Here is a 25,606-nt window from a genome sequence, read left to right as displayed (position 1 = left end):
GGGTTCAGCGGTGCAATGGGAAATGCGCTTCGCGCAGGCCGTGCAGGAGGTCGTCCTGCCAGGTCCGGGCGGTCGGCCAGGTGCCGGTGAGCAGCGGCGCGCCGTGTACGGCACCCGGGTAGCAGTGGTAGGAGACCGGCACGCCGGCTGCTCGTAGCCGGTCCGCGTACCGTTCGCCGTCGGGGCGCAGCGGGTCGAACTGCGCCGTCATGATCTGAGCGGGCGGCAGGCCCGCGACCGTCGCCGCGTGCAGCGGCGACGCGAGCGGCCGGCGGGCGTCCGCCGCCGACGGCAGGTAGAGGTCGCGACACAGGGCCATCTCGTCGACGGTGATGCCGAAGTCGTCACCGACACCGGAGGCGCGCATGCCGTCCAGGGTCAGGTCCAGCGGCGGCACCTCGAGAAGTTGCAGCCGCAGTGCCGGCCCCAGGCGGTCGCGGCAGATCAGCGCCACGGCCGCGGCCAGCGTGGAACCGGCGGACACCCCACCGATCGACACGTTCGCCGGGTCGCCACCGATCTCGGCCGCGTGCTCGACCGCCCAGTGCAGACCGGCGTAGCAGTCCTCGAGCGGGGTGGGGAACTGGTGCTCCGGGGACAGCCGGTAGTCCACCGCGACCACCACGCAGCCGACCTCGGTGCACCGGGTGCGGCAGGTCGCGTCGTTGACGTCCTCGTCGATCGAACCCAGCCAGAACCCACCACCGTGCAGGAAGACATGTATCGGCAGGCCGGACGCGTCGCTCGGGCGGTAGACCCGGAGCCGGATCCGGCCGCCGGGCACCGTGATCTCGACGTCGTGCTCCCGGTGGGCCGGGGCGACCGGGTGGCCGAACATCGCGAACAGCGAGTCGACGCCGGCTCGGATGGCCGCCCGCCGCAGCGTGAGCGGTGCCTGCGGATCACCGGAATCCGGCTTGGTGGACAGGAACGTCCGGACCGCCTCGTCCAGCTCCATAGTCACCTCCCGGGTCGTGTTACAAGCACGAAACCTCATCGCGGCAGGCCTGTCAAGTGTTTCCATTAAAGCACTTTTATCGTGCGCAGCCGCAGCTCAGAGACTATGCAACCAGATCGAGTGTCAGGTAGTGGAACGTTCGACCAGGCCGACGTCGAGAACGGTTGTCGACCGCAGTTCCGAACCGCCGATGTGGCCGAGCAGGACGCCGAGCGCGACGCTCCCGGACTCCTCGAACGGCTGGCGGACGGTGGTCAGGTCGGCCGCCGTCGCCGCCTCGCCGTCGTCGAAGCCCATGATCGCCACATCGCCCGGAACCCGGAGTCCGCGGTCGCGGGCGGCCAGCAGCACGCCGACGGCGAGAGCGTCGTGGTGCGCCATGATCGCGCCGGGCCGGTCGGGGGAGTCGAGCAGCGCGGCGGCCGCCTGCCGGGCCGCACCGACCGAGTTGTCGCTGTCCGCGACGACCACCGTGCCGCCGGCGGCGCCGATGACCTCCTGGAACCCGGTCAGCCGTTTGATCGCCTGCGACTCGTAGTCGGAAACCTGCCGTTCCAGAAGGTAACCGACGTGGCGGTGGCCCCGGTCCCGCAGGTGGGCGGCGGCCAGCCGGCCGCCCGCGTTGTCGTCGATCACCACCCGGCTGAACAGGGTGCTGTCGGCGTCGACCGCCACGGTCGGCAGGCTGCGCTCGCGGAGGCGTTCGGCGATGGCGTCCTCGATCCGCAGGCCCATCACGATCAGGCCGTCCAGCCGGCCGTGGATGGGCATGCTGGCCAGCACCGGCGACGAGGCCAGGGCGGCCGACTCGTGATCGAAGACCATGACGTCGATCTCGAGTTCGGTGGCCGCCGTCAGCAGCCCGGACAGCCGGCGCAGGTACGACCCGTACGAGGTGAACGGGGCCATCACGCCGATCCGCCCGGCGCCGCGCCGAGCCAGGCTCACCGCCTGCATCTTGGGGATGAAGCCCAGCTCGTCGGCTGCGGCCAGGACCCGTTCGCGGGTTGCGGGGCTGACCCGGTCGGGTTTGTTCAGGACGTTCGACACCGTCGAGATGCTCACCTGGGCGCGGTCGGCAACCTCGTAGATGGTCACCCGATGACCCGCCGTCAACGTCCCCGCCTCTCCGCCAGCCTCGAAGTGTTTTACCAGAAGTAGCACACCCGGGCGGCCGGGGGTTCGTCGAATCCGGCGATCCGCTCGGCCGCTGCGCTTTCATAATTAGTTCAAAATGGCTTGCTGAAAATTGTTATGAATCGATCGAGTCACCTTTATCGATTGCTTCCTTGTATCCATGGGAGCGCTCCCGTAATATCTTCGACACCTCCCTGTTAACGTTCACTATCGCGGGTGGAGGGCCCATCCCCCTTTCTTGAGGCGCCTTCCCCGTACGTAAGAAGGGTCGTCACCCACCATGACCATCCGTCCCCGTTTCGTCGTGCTTTCCGCAGCCGTCGCCGCCTCCGTTCTGGCCGCCGGCATCGCGATGATCGGCACCGCCGACGCGGCCAGCACACTCGGCGCTTCGGCCGCTCAAAGCGGCCGTTACTTCGGCGCGGCAATCGCCGCGGGCAGGCTTTCCGACGGCACCTACACCGGCATTCTGAACCGCGAGTTCAACTCGGTCACACCCGAGAACGAAATGAAATGGGACGCGACCGAACCGTCCCGCGGATCGTTCAATTACACCAACGGCGACCGGATCCTCAACCAGGGCGTGTCCATGGGCGCCAAGGTCCGTGGTCATGCGCTGCTGTGGCACGCTCAGCAGCCGTCCTGGGCCCAGTCGCTGTCCGGCAGCACGCTGCGCAGCGCCGCGATCAACCATGTCACCCAGGTCGCCACCCACTACAAGGGCAAGATCTACGCCTGGGACGTGGTCAACGAGGCCTTCGCCGACGGCGGAGGCGGTGGCCGCCGCGACTCCAACCTGCAGCGCACCGGCAACGACTGGATCGAGGCCGCGTTCCGGGCCGCCCGGGCCGCCGACCCGAACGCGAAGCTCTGCTACAACGACTACAACACCGACGGCGTGAACGCGAAGTCGACCGGTGTGCTGAACATGGTCAAGGACTTCAAGGCCCGCGGGGTGCCGATCGACTGCGTCGGTTTCCAGTCCCACCTGGGCACCGGCATCCCCGGCGACTACCAGAGCAACCTGCAGCGCTTCGCCGACGCCGGCGTCGACGTGCAGATCACCGAGCTCGATGTGGCGCAGGGGGGCAACCAGGCCACCGTCTACGCCGGCGTCACCAGGGCCTGTCTCGCGGTGTCGCGCTGCACCGGCATCACCGTCTGGGGGATCCGGGACAGCGACTCCTGGCGTACCGGAGAGAACCCGCTGCTGTTCGACAACTCCGGCAACAAGAAGGCCGCGTACACCTCGGTCCTGAACGCCCTCAACGCCGCCGGGCCGACAAACCCGACGACCAGCCCGACGACCAGCCCCACCACCACCCCGACCACGCCGCCGGTCGGTGGCGGGTGCAGCGCGAGCACGTCGCTGAACCAGTGGAACGGCGGATACGTCGCCACGGTGCGGGTGGCGGCCGGTTCCAGTGCGGTCAACGGCTGGACGGTAAGCCTGACACTGCCGTCCGGAAGCGCGTTGACCAGTGTGTGGAGCGCGACAAACACCGGGAGCTCCGGTGCGGTCAGCTTCCGCAACGTCTCCTACAACGGGCAGATCGCGGCGGGCGGCTACACCGAGTTCGGCTTCCAGGGCACCGGTACCGGCCCGGCCGGCACGCCGGCCTGCCAGGCGGGGTGACGGCGATGCGACGTACGGTCCTCGCCGCGATGTTGACCGTCGCCGTGGGCGCGGGTCTGACCGCCGTGGCCGGCACCGCCTCGGCCGCCGCCGGGTGCCGGGTCACCTACACCGTGAGCAGCCAGTGGCAGGGCGGGTTCGGCGCCGACGTGCAGATCGACAACCTCGGCGATCCGCTCACCGGATGGACCCTGACCTGGTCGTTCGCGGCCGGTCAGACGGTCACGCAACTGTGGAACGGCTCGGTTACCCAGTCCGGCACCCAGGTCTCGGTGACCAACGCGGCCTACAACGGCAGCCTGGCCACCGGCGCAAGCGCGAGCTTCGGCTTCAACGGCACCTGGACCTCGGCCAACCCGGTGCCGGCGAGCTTCGTACTCAACGGGGTCACCTGCACCGGATCGACGGCCCCGACCACGAGCCCGACGACAGCCCCGACCACGGCTCCGACTACCGCCCCGCCGACCAGCGGGCCGGCCACGTTCACCAACCCGGTCGTCTGGCAGGACTTCGCGGACGGGGACATCATCCGGGTCGGCGACGTCTACTACTACTCCGCCTCGACCATGCATTACTCGCCCGGTGCGCCGATTCTGCGGTCGTACGACCTCGTCAACTGGGAGTACGCGGGGCACTCGGTGCCGAGGCTGGACTTCGACTCGGCCGCCTATGACTTGAGCGGCTCCCGGGCGTACGTCAAAGGAATTTGGGCTTCGGCCTTTAATTTCCGGCCGAGCGACTCAACCTATTACTGGCTGGGGTGCACCGAATTCAACCGGACCTATGTGTACAGCGCGAAGGCCGTCGACGGCACCTGGTCGAAGAAGGCGAAGATCAGCAAGTGCTATTACGACGCGGGGCTGCTGTTCGACGGCGCTACCCCGTATGTCGCCTATGGCAACGGCACGATCAGCGTCGCCCAGCTCTCCGCGGATCTGAGCTCGGAGGTGCGCTCGCAGGCGGTCTACACGACGCCGTCGTCGATCGGCACGCTCGAAGGCTCGCGGATGTACAAGCGCGGGAACTACTACTACATCTGGCTGACCCGGCCCGCCAACGGTCAGTACGTGCTGCGCTCGACCAGCCCGTGGGGGCCGTACGAGCAGCGGCAGGTGCTGCTGGACCTGCCCGGCCCGATCTCCGGTGGTGGTGTGCCGCACCAGGGCGGGCTGGTGCAGACCCAGAACGGCGACTGGTATTACATGGCGTTCACCGACGCCTACCCGGGTGGCCGGATGCCGACGATGGCCCCGATCAGCTGGAGCAGTGACGGCTGGCCGGTGCTGCAGACCGTCAACGGGCGGTGGGGGAGCAGCTATCCCCGGCCCAACCTGCCGTGGCACCCGGTGGCGTCGATGGTCGGCACCGACACGTTCACCGGGGCTCTCGGCCCGCAGTGGGAGTGGAACCACAATCCGGACACGTCGAAGTTCAGCGTCGGCAACGGGTTGAAGCTGTCCACCGCGACGGTCACGAACGACCTGTACAACGCCCGCAACACGCTGACCCGCCGGATCCAGGGGCCGTCGTCGACCGCGACGATCCAGCTGGACTACTCGGCGATGGCCAACGGGGACCGGGCCGGCCTGGCCATGCTGCGCGACCAGTCGGCGTGGATCGGCATCCGTAAGGACAACGGTGCCACCCGGGTGTCGATGACCAACGGGCTGACCATGTCGACCAGCGGGTGGACCACCACCGGTACCGGGACCGAAGCCGCCGGGGCGACGGTCTCCGGCGGAAAGATCTGGCTGCGGGTCACTGCCAACATCCAACCCGGTTCCGGCCGTACGGCCACCTTCTCCTACAGCACCAACGGCAGCACGTTCAGCACGCTCGGGCCGGCGTTCACCTTGAACAGCGACTGGCAGTTCTTCATGGGCTATCGCTTCGGCGTCTTCAACTACGCCACCAGCGCCCTCGGCGGCGCGGTAACCGTCAACCAGTTCGGAGTGACCTCATGAGAAGGCTTGGAGCAACTGTGGCCGCGAGCGCCGTGCTGGCCGCGGTCGGGGTCGCCGCGCTGCCGGCCGGCGCCGCAGCCGCCGGCTGCGCGGTGGCCTACACCGTGTCGTCTCAGTGGCAGGGTGGCTTCGGCGCCGATGTGGCCATCACCAATCTCGGTGATCCGCTGACGAGTTGGACGCTGACCTGGTCCTACGGCGCCGGTCAGACGGTCACCCAGGCGTGGAACGCGACGCTGACCCAGAGCGGTGCCGCGGTGACCGCCAAGAACGTCAGCTACAACGGGTCGGTCGCCACGAACGGCACCGTCTCGTTCGGCTTCAACGGCTCCTGGACCGGCAGCAACCCGGTCCCGGCGAGCTTCGCCGTGAACGGCGTGACCTGTACCGGAAGCACGACGCCGACCACGGCACCGACCACGACGCCGACTACCGCACCGACCACCGCGCCGAGCGGCACGCCCGATATCACCGTGAACACCGCGACCAAGTACCAGACGATCGACGGGTTCGGCTCGGCGGTCTCCATCTGGGGCAGCGCCTGGTCGACCGCGGAGACCCAGACACTGGTCGGGCCGGGCACCAGCCAGCTCGGCCTGTCGATCGTGCGGACCGGCATCTCCCCGGTCTCCAGCGAATGGGCGACCCAGGTCAGCGCCCTGAAGACGGCGGAGGCGTCGGGTTCGGACGTGAAGATCCTGGCGTCGCCGTGGACCGCGCCGGCGGCGTGGAAGACCAACAACAGCCGGATCAACGGCGGCAAACTCAAGACCGATTACTACGACGAGTACGCCAACCACCTCAACAGCTACGTCCAGTACATGCGTGGGCAGGGCGTGACGATCGACGTGGTCTCGATCCAGAACGAGCCGGACTGGCACCCCGCCTATGACTCGATGGACTGGAGCGGCGACGAACTGCGCAACTTCGTCCGGGACCAGGGCTCGAAGATCCAGAACACCAGGCTGATGGTGGCCGAGGCGGTCAACCTGAACTACGGCTACACCGACCCGACCCTCAACGACGCGACCGCTCGCAACAACATCGGTTACATCGGCGGGCACCTCTACGGCACCGAGGACTCCGGGCGACTCAAGCCGTACGCGCTGGCCGCGCAGTACAACAAGCCGGTGTGGATGACCGAGTGGAACTTCCACGAGGCCGCAAGTGACACCTCGACCGCGTGGGCCGACGGCGGTAACCAGGCAGTGTGGGACGAGACCCTCGACGACGTCGTGCGCACCGTGCACAAGTCGATGGAGTCGAACTGGAGCGCCTACATCTGGTGGTACGGCAAGCGCTTCTACTCGTTCATCGGCGACGGCACCGCCGGCACCACCACCGGAGCCCCACTCAAGCGGGGTTACGCCTTCGCGCAGTACGCCAAGTACGTCCGCCCCGGCGACCAGCGGGTCGCGGTGACCAAGAGTTCCGCCGCGTCGCCCCTGGAGGTGACCGCCTACCAGGGTGCCGGCAAGATCAAGTTGGTCATCCTGAACCGGTCGGGCAGTGCGGTCAACAACGCCGTGATCCAGGCGCCGCAGACCGTCACCCGGGCCGAGGACTACCTCACCTCCCGGACCGTCAACGCGGCCGTCCAGCCGACCAGCGTGAACGGTGGTCAGGTCACCGTCAGCATCCCCGCCCGCAGCATCTCCACGCTCGTGTTCACCCTCTGACATCCCCTCGGGAGGAAGCATCATGTCCAGATCCACAATCGGCCTGGCGGCGGTCGGCGCCGTGCTGCTGGCGTCAGCAGCGGTGGCCGTAGCCTTGCCGGCCGGTGCCGCGGCCGCGGGCTGCTCGGTGAACTACGCCGTCTCGTCGCAGTGGCAGGGCGGGTTCGGTGCCAACGTGTCCATCACCAACCTCGGCGATCCGCTGACCAGTTGGACGCTGACGTGGTCGTTCGGTGCCGGGCAGACGGTGACCCAGGCGTGGAACACGACGCTGACCCAGAGCGGTTCGGCGGTGACCGCGAAGAACGTGAGCTACAACGGCGCGGTCGCCACCGGCGGTTCGGTGGCGTTCGGCTTCAACGGGTCGTGGACCGGCAGCAACCCGGTCCCGGCAAGCTTCGCCGTGAACGGCGTGACGTGTACGGGTGGCACCGTGCCGACGACGACGCCCACGACGACGCCGACCACCGCGCCCACCACGCCGCCGCCCAGCACGTGCACTCTGCCGTCGACCTATCGCTGGTCGTCGACCGGTGTGCTGGCCACCCCGAAGTCGGGCTGGGTGTCACTCAAGGACTTCACCACCGTCCCGTACAACGGCAAGCAACTCGTCTACGCGACCACCCACGACACCGGATCGACCTGGGGCTCGATGAACTTCGGCCTGTTCACCAACTGGTCGGAGATGGCCTCGGCCAGCCAGAACGGCATGTCCTCGGGCACCGTCGCACCCACCCTGTTCTACTTCGCACCCAAGAACATCTGGGTCCTGGCCTACCAGTGGGGCGCCACCGCGTTCTCCTACCGCACCTCCAGCGACCCCACCAACGCCAACGGCTGGTCGACGGCCCAACCACTGTTCTCCGGCAGCATCACCGGCTCCGGCACCGGCCCGATCGACCAAACCCTGATCGGTGACGGCACGAACATGTACCTGTTCTTCGCCGGCGACAACGGCAAGATCTACCGGGCCAGCATGCCCATCGGCAACTTCCCCGGCACCTTCGGCTCCTCCTACACGACGATCATGAGCGACTCCACGAACAACCTGTTCGAAGCCCCGCAGGTCTACAAGATCGCGGGCCAGAACCAGTACCTGATGATCGTCGAGGCGATCGGTTCGAACGGCCGCTACTTCCGCTCGTTCACCGCGACCAGCCTGGGCGGATCGTGGACGGCGCAGGCCGCGACCGAGAGCAACCCGTTCGCCGGCAAAGCCAACAGCGGTGCCACCTGGACCAACGACATCAGTCACGGCGAACTGGTCCGCACCAGCGCCGACCAAACCTTCACCGTCGACCCCTGCAACCTGAAGCTGCTCTACCAGGGACGCTCCCCCAGCTCCGGCGGCGACTACGGCCTCCTGCCGTACCGCCCCGGCCTGCTGACCCGGCAACCCTGAGGGCGGCCCTAACCCGGGGGTATATACGCGAGGTATACCCCCGGTGTAGGGTTCCCTCATGAGCGTTCCGCTGACACTGCTGGGGCTGCTTGAGCGCGAGCCGAGCCATGGCTACGACCTCAAGCGCGACTACGACACCTTCTTCGGCCGCGGCAAGCCGCTGCCGTTCGGGCAGGTGTATTCGACCCTCGGCCGCCTCGCCCGGGACGGCAAGATCGTGATGAACGAGGCCGAGCCGGGCGACGGCCCCGACCGCAAGCGCTACGTGATCACCGAGCAGGGCGCCACCGAGGTGAGTGCCTGGCTGGCCGAGCCGGTCGCCCCCGAGCCCCATCTGCAGAGCGTCCTGTTCTCCAAGGTCGTCCTGGCCCTGATGCTCCAGCGCCCGGCCGAGGAATACCTGGACGCCCAGCGGGCCGCCCACCTGCAGCGGATGCGGGAGCTGACCGAGATCAAGCGGGCCGGTGGCCTGGTCGACGGGCTGCTCGCCGACCACGGCCTGTTCCACCTGGAGGCCGACCTGCGGTGGATCGACACCACCGCCGCCCGGCTCGACGCGCTGCGGGCCGAGGTCCGGCGGTGATCATCATCGAGGCCCGCGGGGTCGAGCTCTCGTTCGGCCACACGCCCGCGCTGCGCGGCGCCGACCTGGCGGTGGGGGCCGGCGAGATCCTCGCGGTGATGGGGCCGAGCGGCTCCGGCAAGTCGACGCTGCTGCACTGCCTGGCCGGCATCCTGGTGCCGACGGCAGGGGAGATCCACTTCGACGGCCGGCGGGTCGACACCCTGGGGGAGAACGAGCGCAGCGCCCTGCGCCGCGACCGGTTCGGGTTCGTCTTCCAGTTCGGCCAGCTGGTTCCCGAGCTCACCGCCGAGGAAAACGTGGCGCTGCCGCTGCTGCTGGCCGGCACCCGCCGCGAGCCGGCGCTGCGCGCGGCCCGCGCCTGGTTCGAGCGACTCGGCCTGGACGGTCTGGAACGCCGCCGGTCCGGCGAGCTGTCCGGCGGCCAGGCCCAGCGCGTCGCGCTGGCCCGGGGCCTGGTCTCCCGTCCCCGGGTGCTGTTCGCCGACGAGCCCACCGGCTCGCTCGACTCGCTGACCGGCGAGCAGGTGATGGACCAGCTTGTCGCCTCGGCCCGGGCCGAGGGCACCACCGTCGTCGTGGTCACCCACGAGGCCCGGGTGGCGGCGTACGCGGACCGCGAAGTGATCGTGCGGGACGGCAAGGTCACCACGCTGGTGCACCCGTGATCCGGCTCGGGATCCGCCTCGCCCTGGCCGGCGGGCGCGAGGCCGTCGTCCGGCTCGCCATCATCATGGTCGCGGTCGCCATCGGGACCGGTCTGCTGCTGTGCACGGTGGCCGGGGTCAACGCCGCGCAGACCCAGAACGAGCGGTACGCGTGGCTCAACACCGGTGTGGTCCGGACCGACGTGGTGGGCTCCGCCGATCCGACCTGGTGGCTGCTGCGCGGCGACTACTTCCACGGTGACCGGATCGCCCGGGTCGACGTCGCCGCCACCGGCCCGCACGAGCCGGTGCCACCGGGCCTTCCGCGGTTGCCCGGCCCGGGGGAGTACTTCGCGTCCCCCGCCCTCGCCCGTGAGCTGCGGTCCACCCCGCTCGGCGAGCTCGCCGACCGGTTCCCCGGGCGCCTGATCGGCACCGTCGGCGCGGCCGGCCTGCCCGGCCCGGAGGCCCTGGTCGTGGTGGCCGGCGACACCCCCGACCACCTGTCCCGGATGCCCGACGTCCACCAGGTGACCCGGATCGAGACGCTCGACCCGAGCGGTTGCTCGGGCTGCCGGGTCGGCACCGACAACGACGGCATGGTGCTGCTGCTGTCGGTGGTGGCGGTCGCGCTGATCTTCCCGCTGCTGATGTTCATCGGTACGGCGACCCGGCTGTCCGCCGCCCGCCGCGAGCAGCGGTTCGCGGCGATGCGGCTGATCGGTGCCACCCCGCCGCAGATCTCGCTGATCGCCACGGTGGAGGCGACCCTGGCCACGGCGGCCGGCCTGATCGCCGGTTTCGGGGTGTTCTTCGCGCTGCGGCCCGGGATGGCCACCATCACGTTCACCGAGACGGCGTTCTTCACCGGTGACCTGTCGCTCGGCCTGCGGGACGTCCTGGCGGTGGCGATCGGGGTTCCGGTCGCCGCGGCGGTGGCCGCCCGGGTCGCGCTGCGCCGGGTGCAGATCTCACCGCTCGGCGTCACCCGCCGGGTCACCCCGAAACCGCCGCGGGTCTGGCGGCTGACCCTGGCGGTGCTGGGCGTGGCCGAGCTGGCCTACTTCGTCGGCCGGCGACCGGCGACCACGAACGGGCAGACCATCGCGTACCTCTCCGGGATCTTCGCCGTGATGATCGGGATGGTCGTGGCCGGGCCGTGGCTGACCATGGTCGGCGCCCGGCTGCTGGCGGGCCGGGCCCGCCGGCCGGCCGCGTTGATCGCCGGCCGCCGCCTGGCCGACAATCCGCAGGCCGGGTTCCGGGCGGTGAGCGGGCTGATGCTGGCGCTGTTCGTGACCGCGGCGGCCAGCGGCATCATCACCACCCTGGTCGACAACCGGGGCACGCCGGTCGAGCGCGGCTCGGCCGCAAACGTGGCCCTGGTCCAGAACTTCTGGCCGGGCACGGACGAGACGGTCGCCCCACCGCCGGTGCTGTCCGGGGTCGACGGCACGCTTGTCGTCCGGCGCAATCCGCTGTTCCCGGTGGACACCAACAGCGATATCGGGCCCGGTCTGATCGCGTGCTCGGAACTGGCGTCCCGGCCGTTGTTCGGGCGGTGCCCGGCGGGCGCCCAGGTCGTCGAGGTGAGCCAGGATCTCCAGGGGCAGCACGACGGCGGGTCCATCGCGCCGGTGACGGTGTGGCAGGCCAGCGCGCTGACCCTGGCCGAGGTGGCCGAGCAGCCGATCCTGTCGGTCGTGGTGCAGACCGACGGCAGTGCCGCGGCCGTCGAACGCTCCCGGACCACCCTCGAGAACGCGTATCCCGGCCGCCAGCTGCCCGCCACCAACGGCGAGTTCCAGGGCGACTTCGGCAAGCAGCTGGTGCAGTGGCAGCAGCTCGCCAACGTGGTCATCCTGGCCAGCCTGCCGATCGCCGGTTGCAGCCTCGCGGTCGCGGTGGCCGGCGGCCTCACCGAACGGAAACGGCCGTTCAGCATGCTGCGGCTGACCGGCGCCCGGCTGGCCACCCTGCGGCAGGTGGTCGCGCTGGAGAGCGTGGTGCCGCTGCTGCTGGTCGCGGCCCTGGCCACCGGGATGGGCTTCCTCACCGCCCACCTGTTCCTGCGAGCGCAGCTGGACTACTCGCTGCACTCGCCCGGCCCCACCTACTACCTGCTGGTGATCGGTGGCCTGGCCGCGTCCCTCGGCATCATCGCGTCGACGCTGCCCCTGCTACGCCGGATCACCGGTCCCGAGACCGCCCGCAACGAGTAGCCCGCGCAGGAAGTGCAGCGCGGCCTCCTCGTCGAGGATCCCGCCGCCCTCGTGCCCGTTGAACTCCCAGACCCGGATCTCCTTGCGGCCGCCGTACCGGTGGTAGGCGCCGTAGACGGTGGACGGTGGGCAGACGGCGTCGCGCAGGGCGGCGGAGAACAGGGCCGGGGCGCTCGCGCGCGGCGCGAAGTTGACCCCGTCGAAGTAGGCGAGGGTGCGGTGCACCTGCTCACCCTCGCCCCGGTGCACCTTGAGGAAGTCGATGATCTCCCGGTACGGGTACGCGTCGGTGGCCCGCACGGCCCGCGGGAAATCGCACAGGAACGGTACGAACGACGCGAGCCCGGCCAGGTCGGAGCGCAGTCCGGCGACGGCGAGCGCGGTCCCGCCGCCCTGGCTGCCGCCGGCCACGGCCACCCGGTCGGCGTCGACCACGTCCAGGCTGCGGGCGGCGTCGACGGCCCGGACCGCGTCGGTGAACATCCGCCGGTAGTAGTAGGTCGCCGGGTCGAGGATGCCCCGGGTGAGCACGCCCGGCACCTGCGGCGGCGACGGCGCGTCGTCCGGGGTGACGCCGAGACTCCAGCCGGAGCCCTGGCCGCGGGTGTCCATCTGCAGGTGGGCGAAGCCGGCCGAGGCCCAGAACAGGTTCTCCAGGTAGTGCCCGCGCCCACCGCCGTACCCCACGTACTGCACGACGGCCGGCAGCGGCCCGGTGGCCCCGGCCGGCAGGCGCAGCCAGGCCCGGACGTCCTGCCCGGCAAACCCGCGGAAGGTGACGTCGTAGGTGGTGATGGTGGCCAGCCCGGTCGCCACCTCGGTCAGCCGCACGTCGATGTCGTGCGCCGCCGCCTCGGCCAGCGTGCCACCCCAGAAGTCGTCGAAGTCAGCCGGTTCCACCTGCGAGCTGCGATAGGTAGCGAGCTGCTCGGGCGCGAGATCGGTCAGCAAGTCAGTTCCCTTCTCGGTGATCCTTTGATCTTCCTACTCTGGGTGGCAAAGACCGACCGCAGCAGAAAGCGAGTTCGATGTTCTCCCTCCGCGACATCCCGTTCAGCTACCGGGGTTCCTGGTTCGGGCTCTCCCCGGTGGTGGCGGAGCAGACGTACGCCGAGGACGTGCACCTGGTCTCCCATCAGACCCGGATGCACCCGGTCCTGTGCCTCACCCCGCTGACCGGCGGGGTGCGGGCGGAGACCGAGCTGGTGGCGACCCCGGCCCGGCTGTCCTGGACGGCCGGGCCGCGGCGGATCGACGCCTCCTACCAGAGCCCCGACACCGTCCGGGTGCGCGGCGCCGGCCTCGGGCTGCGGATCGCCACCGCCGCCCCGGCGCTGACCCCGTTCGCGGGCAGTTACCTCTACCGCGACCCGATCGACGGCGCGTACGTCTTCACCTCCTACGAGACCGGCCGCCGCTACCGGATCACGGTGCTGTCCGGAACCTTGGCCGGCCAGGCCGGGAACCAGCTGCTCGGCGCGGGGGAGCGGGCCCTCACGCTGCCGGACGGCGAATGGGAGCTCGCGATCGAGGAGTACCGGACCGCTCGTACCCCGTACGCGTCGGGGGTCTCTTTTGACGAGATCACCAAGGCCGCGGCAGAGACCTTTGCGGCGTACGCCGATGCCGTTGCGCCTTGGCGCAGCGACCGCACGCCGGCCGCGGAGCTGGCCGCCTACGTCCTCTGGTCGGCCACCGTCGATCCCGCCGGCTTCCTCGGCCGGCCCGCCGTGCTGATGTCGAAGCACTGGATGGACAAGGTCTGGAGCTGGGACCACTGCTTCAACGCCATCGCCCTCGCGGCCGGCGCCCCGGAGCTGGCCCTCGACCAGTTCCTGCTGCCCTTCGACCACCAGGACGAGAGCGGCGCGCTGCCCGACTCGATCGCGCATTCCGAGGTGCTGCACAACTTCGTCAAGCCGCCCATCCACGGATGGGCCCTGCGACACCTGCGCGAACGACTGCCCCGCCGGCTCGACCAGCGGGAACTGACCGAGGTGTACGACCGGCTGGCCCGCTGGACCCGATTCTGGCTGGACCACCGCCGGGTGCCCGGCCACCCGCTGCCGCATTACCAGCACGGCAACGACAGCGGCTGGGACAACGCCACCACCTTCGACCCGGCCCGGCTGGTGGAGACCGCCGACCTGGCCGGTTTCCTGGCCCTGCAACTCGACTGCCTGGCCGGCCTCGCGACCGAACTGGACCGCCCGGCGGACGCCGAGGAGTGGGCGTCGACCGCCGCCCAGATCCGCACCGCGATGCTGGAGCTGTGGGACGGCACCCGGTTCCGAGCCCGGAACGCCGAGACCGGCGAGACCACCACCAGCGCGAGCCTGCTCGACCTGATGCCGATCGCGGCCGGCGCCGAGCTGCCCCCGCCGGTCAGCGCCGCGCTGGCCGACCTGATCGCGACCCACCTGACCGCGCACGGCCCGGCAACCGAGACCACCGATTCGCCGAACTACCGGGCCGACGGCTACTGGCGCGGCCCGATCTGGGCGCCGTCGACCGTGCTGATCGAGGACGGCCTGCGCCGGTCCGGCCACGCCGCTCTGGCCGACGAGATCAGCCGGCGGTTCCGCGCGCTGTGCGAGAAGTCCGGCTTCGCCGAGAACTTCGACGCCGAAACCGGCACCGGCCTCCGAGACCGCGCCTACACCTGGACCGCCGCCGCCTACCTGATCCTGGCGGCCCGCGCCTAGAAACCTTCAAACCCTTTGCCGGTACGGGCGACACCGCAGACAACCGCAACTACCCCCGACCGCCGCCACCACGCGACCACCGCACAACACCGGCACGTGCCGCGCCTCTCGCGCAACCGAAGGGGTTGAGGTCCTGGGCCGGGCCCGCCCGTGGCGGGCGCGCGGAGGGCGAGCTGCACCTACCGGGACCGAGTGCCACGGGACTGGACCAGGGCGTACGGAAAAGGGATCTGCTCAGTGGGTGTAGGGCTCGAGGCAGCCGAATTCGGCGGCGGCGCCGGTTACCTGCGGTGCTCCGTCACCCGCGTTCCCGGCCGGCGTGGGCGGGGCGATGGAGGGGGACGGGCCGGCCGACCGAAGCGGCGACGCGTCCCCGTCACCGGTGCCCGGCTGGGCGCAGCCGAGCGCGAGCGCCCCGAGCACCGCCGCCGTCACCCACCGCCCGGCCTGTCGCATGCGCCGGATCGTAGGACCCACCCGCTAGGTTCTGAGGATGAAGACCTGCCGGATTCAGGTGTACGACGTGACCACCGCCAGCACGACCCTGGTGCACACCAGCTCGACCGTGCATTTCGAGGCGCCGAACTGGACCGCGGACGGTCACCTGATTCTCAACGGTGACGGACTGCTCTGGAGTCTCCCGGCCGACGGCTCGGGCGAGCCGCGGCAGATCTCGCTGGACGGGGTGCCCGAGCTGAACAACGACCACGTGCTTGCCCCCGACGGCGAGACCGTCTACGTCTCGGCCAACGACTGGCACATCTACCAGGCCTCGCTGCGCGGCGGCCCGGTGCGCCGGGTGACGTCCGGCGCGGGTATGCACTTCCTGCACGGGGTGAGCCCGGACGGCGAGACCCTGGCCTACGTCGGCATCGAGCAGCAGGACTGGACCACCGCCAGCCTCTGGACGGTGGGCGTCGACGGCACCCGCACCACCCGGCTGACCGAGTCGGGCGGCACCGACGACGGCCCGGAGTACACCCCGGACGGCGAGTGGATCTACTTCAACACCGAGCGGTTCACCGGCAGCGCCCAGATCGCCCGGATCCGCCCGGACGGCACCGGCGCCGAGCAGCTCACCTTCGACGAACGGGTCAACTGGTTCCCGCACTTCGCCCCGGACGGCAGCCGAGCGGTCTATCTGAGCTATCCGCCGGGAACGACCGGCCACCCGGCCGACCGGAACGTCGAGCTGTGCCTGGTGGAGGCGGACGACTGGCGATCGGCACAAACGGTCGTCCGGTTGCCCGGCGGCCAGGGCACGATCAACGTGAACAGCTGGTCTCCCGAGGGGAGTCGGTTCGCCTACGTCGATTACCCCGAGGGCTGACCCGTCAGGCTCGGCCGAGCCTGACGGGCCGGCGGCTCAGCCGAGGTATTTCTCCCACGGGCCGGTGATCGCGAGCGTGATGCCCGGAACCTGGATGTTGACGAAGAGGACCTTGCCGTCCGGCGAGAAGGTCGGGCCGGTGAACTCGGAGTACGTCGGTGCACCGTTGGAGGTGCCGTTGCTGATCATGTTGCGGGCGATCGCGTAGGTCGGTCCGCCCGGCACCGTGCTCAGCACGTGCGAGGCCTTGACGCCGTCCTCGGCCAGCACGAGCGTGCCCCACGGGGTCACCGTGACGTTGTCCGGACCGTCGAAGGTCAGGTCGGCGTACTTCGGGAAGGCGCCCTCGCCCTCGGCGGCCGGGTTGTGCGGGAAGTACGTGGTCAGCGTGATCGTCTGGTCGGCGTAGTTGTAGAACCAGACCATGCCGTCGTGCCGGGTGGCGTCGGCGGGCAGGTCGGCGTCGGCGAACGCGAAGCTGTTGACGATGTAACAGCCCTTGCCCGTGCTCCAGACACCCTCGAACTTCTTGCCGCGGGTGACCGTGCCGTCGGCGAACTGCTTGCGGATCGGCGTGGTCCTGGCGTCCCGCTCCGGCACCTCGATCCAGGTGACCTTGAACGGCCGCCCGATCTGCGCCGAGGTCAGGTAGGCGACGTCGGGCAGGATGCTGCCGTCGTCCAGGCGGATCTGCATCGCCTCCAGCTTGCCGGCGGTGTCGCCGAGCCAGTTGGCGGCACCCTCGCGCAGCCGGACGCCGTGCGGCGCGGTCCACCGGTAGAACAGGCCGGTCGGGCCGCTCGCGTCCTCGGAGAGGTAGACGCGCTGCAGGCTCGGTTCGACGGCGAGCGCCTCGTGGTCGTACCGCCCGAATGCCTTGATCGGCTTGGGCAGTTGGTGTTTCGAGTCGCCCGGAAGCACCTCGAACACGTACCCGTGGTCCTTGGCGTAGGTGCCGGTGTTGGTGCCGGCCGTCCAGGCGGTGCCCGCGTTGATGAAGGTCTCCTCGCAGGTGTACCAGGTGCCCCACGGGGTGACGCCGCCGGCGCAGTTGCGCACCGTGCCGGAGATGCCGACCCACTCGGAGACCAGCGTCCCGTGGCCGTCGGTGTGGATCACCGTGCAGCCGCCGGCGTTGGGCGCGCCCGGGTCGTAGACGGTTCCGGCGATGTGCGGAACGCCGTGGGCGGACATGTGCGGCGTCAGCTCGTGGTTCTGGATGATCGTCAGGCGGTTACGCCCGGCCGCGACCACGCCGGTTCCGTCGTGATAGGCGGGCGTCTTTCCCTGACCCGACGAAAGATCACTTACGCCCTCTCGGGTCACGATCTTGTAGGAGAAGCCGGCGGGCAGGGCCAGAATGCCGTTCGGGTCGTCCTGTAACGGCGGGAACGGCCGGCCGCCGTGTCCGTGCGAGCTGTGCGCGGCCGCGGGCTCCGCGAGCGTGGGCAGTGCTCCGGCGACGGTCAGGCCGACTCCGGCCGCAGCTCCTCCACTGAGGATCTGACGACGAGAAATGGTCATGATTGGACACTCTCCTGGGTGCGCCGACAACAGAAATCGGGTACTCAGGAAGCCTTCGATTCGGGGGTAAAGCATCGGTGAATGGGAGGGAAACTTGGGGTGGTTAGATCGATACTTTCATGCCTTGACCAGCGTCAATGTAAGGCGACCCTGCTGGCCCGGCTCTGCCCGGTTCGCCGAGTGCGACGACGAGGTTGTGCGCGCGAGGTGCTCCGCGCTGCGAGCTCATGGGGATCGTTGTAGCGTGGGTTAAGCCCTAGACCTCGGTGACTCCTGTTCCCGATCACCGAGGTTGGCTTTTGTGATCCAGATTCGACGTACCCTCCTGGGCCTGTTTTTGCTGCTGGGGACCGCTTCGTGCACGACGCCTGAGGCGCCGGCCGGGGCTCCCGGGTGGACGCCTGTGTGGAGTGACGATTTCGCCGGTCCGGCCGGCAGCGCGCCGTCCGCCGCGAACTGGCTGCATGCCACCGGCACCGGCTACCCCGGCGGCGCGGCCGGGTGGGGGACCGGCGAGATCGAGGTCATGACCGACCGGACCGAGAACGTCCGGCTCGACGGCGACGGCCATCTCGCGATCGTGCCGCTGCGCACCGGTGCGGGTGTGGGTAGCTGGACTTCCGGCCGGGTGGAGACCCGGCGTACCGATTTCGCCGCGCCGCCGGGCGGGAAGCTTCGCATCGAGGCCGTCCTGCGCCAGCCCGACGTCACCGGTGCGGAGGCGGCCGGGTACTGGGCGGCGTTCTGGGCTCTCGGCGCGCCCGCCCGGCCGGTGGGCTCGGCGAACTGGCCGCACGTCGGCGAGTGGGACGTGATGGAGGCGGCCAACGGCCACGACTCGGTGTGGCAGACGTTGCACTGCGGCGAGCCGGTCGGCGGTCCCTGCGGGGAGCCGACCGGCATCGGCAGTGGTGAGCAGGCATGTGCGGGCTGCCGCAGCGAATTCCACACCTACGCCCTGGAGTTCGACCGTGGCGTCACCCCGGAAGAGCTGCGCTGGTACGTCGACGACAAGAACACCTTCACCGTCAAGGCCGACCGGGTCGACGCCGCGACCTGGGAGCAGGCCAACCAGCACGGCTTCTTCGTGATCCTCAACGTCGCCATCGGAGGCGCCTTCCCGAACGCGTTCGGCGGCGGCGCCACCGCCGCGACGAAGCCCGGGGTGCCTCTTCTGGTGGACCGGGTCGCCGTTTACACGAGCTCGGTGAGGAGCAGCAGCCGATGAGTCTCATTCCGGCCCGGATCGGGCCCGTCAAGGAGCTGTCCTGGCAGCCCATCCAGCGATCGACCCGGTTCGTGGTGTTCGTCGCCCTGTGCGTGACGGTGTTCTACATGATCTTCCTGTTGAACCCGGCGTACCGGGGGAACACCTGGATCTGGGGGCTGGTCCTGTTCGCCGAGGGCATCACGATCCTCAACGCGCTGGCGATGTGGTGGACCGTGCTGGCGCACACCCAGCATCCGGACCCACCGGAGGTCTACGCGTGGCGGCGCCGGCTGACCACCGGAGCCCTGGCGCCCTCGATCGACGTGTTCATCACCGTCTACGGCGAGCCGCTCGAGATCGTTCTGGTCACCGTGCGGGCGGCCCGGGACATGCGGGCGGCGCACAAGACCTGGGTCCTGGACGACGGCAACAGCGACGCGCTGCGGGACGCCTGCTTCGCCGAGAAGGTCGGCTATCTGCGCCGCACCGAGCACGTGTACGCCAAGGCCGGCAACATCAACGCGGCGTTACGCCGTACCGATGGCGAGTTCGTGGTCATCCTGGACGCCGACCACGTGCCCAGCCCGGATTTCCTGTTGCGCGCGCTGCCGCACATGCAGGACGAGAAGGTGGCGTTCGTGCAGACGCCGCAGGCCTTCCCGAGCGCGAAGGGCCTGGTGGCCCAGGGGTCGGCCGAGTCCCAGCGGATCTTCTACGAGCTCGTCCTGCCCGGCCGCAATCACTTCAACGCGGTCTTCTGCGTGGGCACCAACGTCATCTTCCGGCGGACGGCACTGCGCGAGATCGTCGGCATGCACACGGCCAGCAACTCGGAGGACATCTGGACCTCGATCGAGCTGCACCGCCGCGGCTGGCGCTCGTTCTTCGTGCCGGAGGTGCTGGCCCGTGGTCTCGCGCCGGACAGCCTCCTGCCCTATTTCAAACAGCAGTTCCGATGGGCGTACGGGGCATTCGAGGTGATGTTGCGCGGTGGTCTGCTGCGGCGCAGCGTGCTGACCATCGACCAGCGCTTCCAGTACCTGCTGGCCGGCATCAACTACCTGCTGTCGCTGGCGGCCCTGATCCTGATGTGTCTCCCGGCGGTGTACCTGCTTTTCGGGTTGAGCCCGATCCGGGCGGACATGAGCACCTGGCTCGTGCACTACGCGCCGTTCTACGTCCTCATCATGATCGTGACAATTGTCCAGCTGGGCGGCTTCAAGCTCTCGGCGATCGTCACCAGCATCGGCGCGGCGCCGATCCACGTGCGGGCCCTGGTCATGGCGATCTTCAAGCGGCACGTCAAGTGGACGGTCACCAACTCCGGCGCGACCGGGCTGCCCGGGGTTCAGCTCGTCCTGCCGCACGTCGCCCTGTTCCTGCTGAACGCGCTGGCCATCGCGGTCGGGATCAGCACGCTGCCACTTCTCGGCACCGACGTGGCGGCGGTCGGGCTGTCCATCGCCTGGGCCTCCATCTACGTCCTCGTCCTGGGCCGGATCATCGCCGAAGCGGTGATCGCGCCCCGGGTCATCAAGGAGCGGCTGGAACGGCGCAAGGCCGGTGCCCTGCTGGCCCGGGCGCTGCCCTGGCCGGCCCGCTGGGAGGAGTCCGATGAGTTGATCGGCTCCGCCATGGCCGACGCCGCCGGCGAGCCCATCGTCCACACCCGCAGAGGGGAGTCGTCATGACCCAATCGGCCGTCACCGAGGCGCCCGTCACGCCGCAAAAACCCCGGAAGCCGCCGGGCCGATGGCGGGCCCGGCTGATCGTGCTGTTCATGGTGGCCGCCGCCGTGGTGGTCTTCGTCCGGCTGACCGCCATCCGGAAGACCGACGCGGCCCTCGTCGACCTCGGGACGGTCACCTTGACCGCACAGCCGATCCCGGTCGAGACGCCCCGGCCGGGCCAGGTCACCGAGGTCTCGGTGCGGGCCGAGCAGGTGGTCAAGGCGGGTGCCAAGCTCGGCGTGGTCGAGGTGACCACGACCGATTCCGACGGTGAGCCGGTTCTGAAGAAGCTGACCCTGGTCGCCCCGCGGGACGGCATCGTCGTCGACCAGCCGGTCACCATGGGCAGCACCCTGCAACCGGGACAGCCGTTCGTGGAGCTGTACGACCCGGCCGAACTGACCTTCATCACCGATGTGCCGGTGGCGGATCTGCCCGAGTTGAGTGCGGGAATGGTCGCCAAGCTCGAGGCCAAGGGGCTCGACCGCACGGTCAAGGCGACCGTCCAGCGGATCGTGCCCCGGGTCACCGGCGCCGACGAGGCCGGTGCGGCTCCCGGATTCCTACGGATGGTGCTGCTGCCGGCCAGCGCCACCGAGGTGCGTGACCTGGTGCCGGGGATGCGCTTCACCGGCGCGGTCGACACCCGTACCGGCCCCGCGGGCCCGAAACTGGTTGCCCTGCGGTGACGGCCCCGCGCCGGGCGGACAGTGTTGTCCGCCCGGCGCTGGGGTTTGCTTACTTCTTGACGAGGGTCACCTTCAGGGACTGGGTCGCACCCTCGAACGCGACCGTCAGGTCCACGTCCAGCTTCCCGGTCTTCTTCAGGATCTCCTGGTAGGCCGGGGCGACCGTGACGGTCAGCGTGGACGAGCACGCCCCGCCCACCTTCTTGGTCACCGTGAGCACCTTGTCGCCGGACAGGGTGATCGTGCCGGGCATGTTCACCGCGATGGTCACGGCGGCCGTGCCGGACTTGGCGTCCGTGCTGACCTTCGTGACGGTCACCGTGGGCACCGGGGCCACCGTGGCGGTCACCGTCTTCGACCAGGTCTTGTTCCCGGACGAGTCGACGACGAGCGCCTGGAAGGTGACCTTCTTGCCGGCCTCCTTCAACGAAGGGGTCCAGCTGAAGCCGTACGGCGTGGTCGTCGACGTGCCGACCTTGCTGCCGTTGACCAGCAACGTCGCCGAGGCGATGCCGAAGTCGTCGGTGCCGCGGATCAGCGGGGTGACGGCGGTGCCGACGGTCAGTTTCGCCCCGGAGGCCGGGTCGGCCACCTCGGCGGTCGGGTCCTTGTCGACCACCCGGCCGACCGACGCGGGCACCGACTTCGGCGCCGAGGACAGCGGCTTGGACACGATGACCGTGGCCGACACCGGCGGCTTGCCGGTACCGAAGTAACTGCGCGAGATGGTGAACGGCGCCCCGTCCCGCTCGGTCGTGCCGTCGGCCCCGGCGTTGTACGCCGCGTACCCGTTGCCGGTGATGATGTCGCCGGACGCGGTCACCGTGCCGGAATCGGCCAGCAGGATGCCGGTCGCGTTCCCGGTGATCCGGCTGTCGTCCACGAACCCGTCGAAACCGCTCGTGTACTTCACACCGACGGCCGTCGAGACACCCTTGACCACGGTGTCCGTCACGTAACCGTGCTGGATGATGCCGGTCCGCACCGTGTTGTCGGCGGCGCCGTCCTTGCCGCGGGCACCGTCGAACAGGATGCCGCCGGACTGGTACCCGGTGACGACGCTGTCGGCGACGGTGAGCTCGGTCTGCACGGTCGAGGCGCTGGCGCCCTGGATCAGCCCGGTCTTGACGATGCCCCAGCCGTGCGGGTGTGCGGCCTTCTCCTCGTCGGTAGCCGCGACCTTCAGCGGCCCGACGACCGACTCGGAAACCCGGCCGGCCGCCCCGAAGTACGCGATGCCGGCCTCGGCCCAGACGTTGCCCGAGGTCACCGTGACGCCGGAGATGTCGACGAACATCTCGTTGGTGTCGGTGGAACCGAGCGACTGCCGGGACACCGTGATCACGTTGCCGCCGCCGTCCCGCAGGTACGGGGTGTCTCCGGCCAGGGTGGCCAGCGACTGGTCGGGCTCGATGGTCACCTTGTCGGCACCGGCGCCCTTGATCTTCAGGGGCTTGTTGATGGTCAGGCCGTTCTTCGCACCTGTTTGAACCGGGTTGGCGGCTGCGTTGACCGGCGTCGACGACTCCTGGTAGGTGCCGGCGCAGACCACGATGGTGTCCCACGGTGACGCGTAGTCGACCGCCTGCTGGATCTTGCTGAACTGCGCGTTCGGACACTGTTGCTTGTCGTCGTCGACGGTCCAGACGTTGCCGGTGTCGGCGAGCTGCACGGTGTTCGTCGTCGGCAGGAGTGCGGCCGGCGTCGGCCCGCCCGAGGCGTAGCGGCCGTAACCGGCACCGTTCGCCTTGGTGACCCCGTCCGACATGATCTGCTTGCCGGACTTGGCCTCCTGGAAGCGCACGTCCGCCACCTGGATCGAGCCGGACTTCGGCATGGCACCTTCGCCGAAGCGGAACTCGATCTTCGAAACGGCAGAGGTGTTCAAGCCCTGCTTGGTGAACTCGCTCAGCGGCACCCGGATCTGGTCCAGGACGATGTGCGTGTTCGGCGTGTTGGTGCCGGTCGACATGTGCAGGGCGTTGCCCCAGCGCGGGTCGCCGGCGTCCACCGTGGCCTCGTGCCCCGACGCGTCGGTCAATGCGATCACGAAGTTCTGCGTCGTCGACGTCGGGTCGTACGACGTGGGCTTCTCGTTCGCCCAGATCGGAGCCTCGGTGGTCCCGGTCTTGGTGTTGTCACCGCGGTTGTCGGCGCCCGGGTTGCGGGTGTCGAAGAAGTTGACCGCGGCGCTCAGCGACAGCGCGTCGAGCCCACTGACGTCCGAGGACGCCGCCGGGATCTGGGCGGTGAGCTTCGCGGTCGAGGTCGCGTCCCAGGCCAGCGCGAGCTGCCGGCCGTAGGACTGGTTGATCGGGCTGTTCTCCCGGACCGCGTTCTGGCCGCCGAGCGCGGTAGCCGCCGGCAGCGGGCACTGCTTGGCCGCGGTCGGCAGCCCGGTCTTTCCGAGCTGGGCCGGCGCGAATTCCCCGGGCTCCGGGTTGCACCAGTCAAAACCCTGCGCGGTCGCCGCCGGCTTCGGCGTCACACCGGCCGCTTGGGCGTACGGGTCGGCAAAACCGCTCCCGCTCAGCGAGCCACCGAGCGCGTTCGTGGTCAGCGGGTTCTGCACCTCGGGGCGGATCACGTCGACCCGCTCCTCGGCTCCGGCGAAGTACGTGGTGTTGACCCGCTCGTTGCACGGGATCCGGGTGCCGGACTCGCTGGTCGGGCAGGCCGATGCGGGCACCTGCAGGCCGCTCGCGGTGTTCGACAGCTCACCGGTCAGGTACGCCTCGAACGCACCCTCACCACCGATGTACCGGCGGAAGAAGGCGGCCATCGTGGCCAGGCCGAGCTTCTCCTGGTCGCCCATCCGCGCCGCGTCCCCGGAGATCTTGGTGTTGACCGCCGGGTTCAGCGGGTCGGAGTTGTCGATCGCGTAGTTCTGGGCCGGGTCGGTGTAGCTGGCCGCCCCGCTGAGCCGCAGGTTGTTCGGGTGCACGTTGGTGTTCGCGAACGGGGCCGAGTTACCGCAGGCCGCGTCGTTGTTGGCCTGCCCGTCCGCACCGCCGTCGGCGTACCACACGGTGTTGTACCAGTTGTGGATCGCGCCGAGGTGTTCCACCTGGATGCTGGGGAACGGGTTGTCCGGGTCGGTGTACTGGCTGCGCTCGAAGAACCGCGCGCCCTGCAGGTTGGAGACGTCACCGTCACACATCGGCAGGATCGTCATGTACGGCAGGTCGGACGGCGCCTTGCGCTCGTAGTCGACCGGTGCGAGCGAGATGACGCCGCTGATCGGGTAGCGCGGGCCGTCGGTCCGGATCTTGTTGTAGGCCAGGAAGCTGGTGACCGCGTCACCGCCGCGCGAGTGTCCCATCAGGCCGATCCGGGTCAGGTCGAGGTGACCGGAGAGCGTGGTGCCGATGGTGGTGTGCGCGTCGACCGGCAGACCCTTGGCCTTGCTGGCCGCGGTGATGGCGTCCAGGGTGGCGGCGATGAGCGTACGGCGGCTGTGCATGCCTTTGCCCTTGTTGCCGTCCTGCCGCATCATCAGCTGGTCCTGGGAGATGGAGAAGGTGGTGTATCCCCAGGTCGCCAGGTTCTCGGCGAGGTAGGCGTAGCCGTCCTCGTTGTGCTTGAACTGAGCGCAGGACGCGGTCGTGGAGTCCTGACCGGAGTCGCACGAGCCGTGGTTGCCGTGCACCAGGACGATCACCGGCGACGGGGTCTTCCGCTTGCTGAAGTCGGGCATGTAGAGCTGACCGCGAATTTCGACAGTCTCGGCGGCCGCGGCCGTGCCGGCCGTCGGGGCGGTGCCGTCGGAGTTGGGTTCCTGGATGGTGGCCAGGCCGAACTTGGCTTCTTCGATGACCTTGTACCCGTAGGTTCCGCGGGCGGTGGGGTCAGGCAGAGCCGACGACGTTGTCGACGTTGTTGCGGTGGTGACAACGGTGGCGGCCGCTGCCGCGGGCGTGGCCAGCGCGACCGGAACCGCCACGGCGGCGATCACGGAGAGAGCTGTAGCCCGTACGGAAAGGTTGAACACGCCGGGGACGCTAAAGATCAGTCGTTTCCCAGGTGTTTCATATGGACTGCACAGCTGTTGCAGATGATCATGCAAGGGACTCTTGCTCGTCGATATCTGTACGACTATGTTAATGAGAAATCACATAGCTGTTTCCGCATCGACACCTGCTCAACAGGCTTCCGGCCCACCAGGAAGTAGGTAAGCGAATGCAAAATCT

At 69.4% G+C, this 25,606-nt stretch carries 18 protein-coding genes; 12 read left to right on the top strand and 6 right to left on the bottom strand.

The features are described 5' to 3' along the window. Nucleotides 1-4: 4 nt before the first annotated feature. Both Ate02nite_RS28000 and Ate02nite_RS27995 read right to left on the bottom strand, forming a co-directional pair. Nucleotides 5-958: an alpha/beta hydrolase gene (locus Ate02nite_RS28000; RefSeq protein ID WP_203810810.1), complete on the bottom strand. Its 954-nt coding sequence runs from the start codon at nt 956-958 to the stop codon at nt 5-7. 123 nt (nt 959-1,081) lie between these two features. Then, the gene (locus Ate02nite_RS27995) at nt 1,082-2,056 is read right to left on the bottom strand and encodes a LacI family DNA-binding transcriptional regulator (protein WP_239147751.1); all 975 of its coding nucleotides are present in this window, start codon (nt 2,054-2,056) and stop codon (nt 1,082-1,084) included. Nucleotides 2,057-2,375: 319 nt separating this feature from the next. On the opposite strand from Ate02nite_RS27995, the gene Ate02nite_RS27990 reads away from it, so the two are divergent. From Ate02nite_RS27990 to Ate02nite_RS27960, 7 genes are read left to right on the top strand one after another with little or no spacing between them, the layout of a single operon-like run. Then, nucleotides 2,376-3,731 (top strand): glycoside hydrolase family 10 protein, encoded by a 1,356-nt coding sequence (locus tag Ate02nite_RS27990; RefSeq protein ID WP_203810808.1) that lies wholly within the window; start codon nt 2,376-2,378, stop codon nt 3,729-3,731. A gap of 5 nt (nt 3,732-3,736) precedes the next feature. Further along, nucleotides 3,737-5,695 carry a family 43 glycosylhydrolase gene (locus Ate02nite_RS27985; RefSeq protein ID WP_203810807.1) on the top strand — a complete coding sequence of 653 codons (1,959 nt, stop codon included), beginning with the start codon at nt 3,737-3,739 and terminating at the stop codon, nt 5,693-5,695. After that, nucleotides 5,692-7,374 carry a cellulose binding domain-containing protein gene (locus tag Ate02nite_RS27980; RefSeq protein WP_203810806.1) on the top strand — a complete coding sequence of 561 codons (1,683 nt, stop codon included), beginning with the start codon at nt 5,692-5,694 and terminating at the stop codon, nt 7,372-7,374. Before Ate02nite_RS27985 ends, Ate02nite_RS27980 begins: the two co-directional genes overlap by 4 nt. A 22-nt stretch (nt 7,375-7,396) precedes the next feature. After that, complete coding sequence (locus Ate02nite_RS27975) at nt 7,397-8,776, top strand: non-reducing end alpha-L-arabinofuranosidase family hydrolase (RefSeq protein WP_203810804.1); 1,380 nt, start codon at nt 7,397-7,399, stop codon at nt 8,774-8,776. A gap of 58 nt (nt 8,777-8,834) precedes the next feature. After that, entirely contained in the window at nt 8,835-9,359 is a 525-nt protein-coding gene (locus tag Ate02nite_RS27970; protein ID WP_203810802.1) for a PadR family transcriptional regulator, read from the top strand. Beyond that, nucleotides 9,356-10,027, top strand: coding sequence for an ABC transporter ATP-binding protein (locus tag Ate02nite_RS27965; RefSeq protein ID WP_203810800.1), 672 nt, complete (start codon nt 9,356-9,358; stop codon nt 10,025-10,027). Before Ate02nite_RS27970 ends, Ate02nite_RS27965 begins: the two co-directional genes overlap by 4 nt. Continuing rightward, entirely contained in the window at nt 10,024-12,228 is a 2,205-nt protein-coding gene (locus Ate02nite_RS27960; protein WP_203810799.1) for an FtsX-like permease family protein, read from the top strand. The genes Ate02nite_RS27965 and Ate02nite_RS27960 overlap by 4 nt, the downstream gene beginning before the upstream one ends. Here the strand turns inward: Ate02nite_RS27960 and Ate02nite_RS27955 are convergent. Continuing rightward, a complete protein-coding gene (locus Ate02nite_RS27955; RefSeq protein WP_438871261.1) occupies nt 12,187-13,179 on the bottom strand; it encodes an acetylxylan esterase in 993 nt (330 codons plus the stop codon). The two genes, Ate02nite_RS27960 and Ate02nite_RS27955, sit on opposite strands and share 42 nt — an antisense overlap. 77 nt (nt 13,180-13,256) lie before the next feature. Here Ate02nite_RS27955 and Ate02nite_RS27950 point away from each other — a divergent pair, with 77 nt between their 5' ends. Next, nucleotides 13,257-14,933, top strand: coding sequence for an amylo-alpha-1,6-glucosidase (locus tag Ate02nite_RS27950; RefSeq protein WP_203810797.1), 1,677 nt, complete (start codon nt 13,257-13,259; stop codon nt 14,931-14,933). Between the two features lie 234 nt (nt 14,934-15,167). On the opposite strand, the gene Ate02nite_RS27945 is transcribed toward Ate02nite_RS27950, so the two are convergent. After that, nucleotides 15,168-15,389 (bottom strand): hypothetical protein, encoded by a 222-nt coding sequence (locus Ate02nite_RS27945; protein ID WP_203810795.1) that lies wholly within the window; start codon nt 15,387-15,389, stop codon nt 15,168-15,170. 37 nt (nt 15,390-15,426) lie between these two features. On the opposite strand from Ate02nite_RS27945, the gene Ate02nite_RS27940 reads away from it, so the two are divergent. Continuing rightward, nucleotides 15,427-16,263: a TolB family protein gene (locus Ate02nite_RS27940; RefSeq protein ID WP_203810793.1), complete on the top strand. Its 837-nt coding sequence runs from the start codon at nt 15,427-15,429 to the stop codon at nt 16,261-16,263. 36 nt (nt 16,264-16,299) lie between these two features. On the opposite strand, the gene Ate02nite_RS27935 is transcribed toward Ate02nite_RS27940, so the two are convergent. Beyond that, nucleotides 16,300-17,787, bottom strand: coding sequence for an alkaline phosphatase PhoX (locus Ate02nite_RS27935; protein WP_203810791.1), 1,488 nt, complete (start codon nt 17,785-17,787; stop codon nt 16,300-16,302). Nucleotides 17,788-18,190: 403 nt separating this feature from the next. Here Ate02nite_RS27935 and Ate02nite_RS27930 point away from each other — a divergent pair, with 403 nt between their 5' ends. Genes Ate02nite_RS27930 through Ate02nite_RS27920 form a run of 3 tightly spaced genes read left to right on the top strand, consistent with a single transcriptional unit; the run spans nt 18,191 to nt 21,416 of the window. Then, nucleotides 18,191-19,015: a glycoside hydrolase family 16 protein gene (locus Ate02nite_RS27930; protein ID WP_239147750.1), complete on the top strand. Its 825-nt coding sequence runs from the start codon at nt 18,191-18,193 to the stop codon at nt 19,013-19,015. Further along, entirely contained in the window at nt 19,012-20,688 is a 1,677-nt protein-coding gene (locus Ate02nite_RS27925; RefSeq protein WP_203810787.1) for a glycosyltransferase family 2 protein, read from the top strand. Before Ate02nite_RS27930 ends, Ate02nite_RS27925 begins: the two co-directional genes overlap by 4 nt. After that, nucleotides 20,685-21,416, top strand: a complete 732-nt coding sequence (locus Ate02nite_RS27920) for a biotin/lipoyl attachment domain-containing protein (protein ID WP_203810785.1) — start codon at nt 20,685-20,687, stop codon at nt 21,414-21,416. Before Ate02nite_RS27925 ends, Ate02nite_RS27920 begins: the two co-directional genes overlap by 4 nt. Nucleotides 21,417-21,465: 49 nt before the next feature. On the opposite strand, the gene Ate02nite_RS27915 is transcribed toward Ate02nite_RS27920, so the two are convergent. Further along, nucleotides 21,466-25,407 (bottom strand): Ig-like domain-containing protein, encoded by a 3,942-nt coding sequence (locus Ate02nite_RS27915; protein WP_239147749.1) that lies wholly within the window; start codon nt 25,405-25,407, stop codon nt 21,466-21,468. Between the last annotated feature and the right edge of the window lie 199 nt (nt 25,408-25,606).

It is taken from the genome of Paractinoplanes tereljensis (assembly GCF_016862435.1).
Taxonomy (GTDB): Bacteria; Actinomycetota; Actinomycetes; order Mycobacteriales; family Micromonosporaceae; genus Actinoplanes; species Actinoplanes tereljensis.
This window is presented reverse-complemented; position numbering and strand designations above follow the sequence as displayed.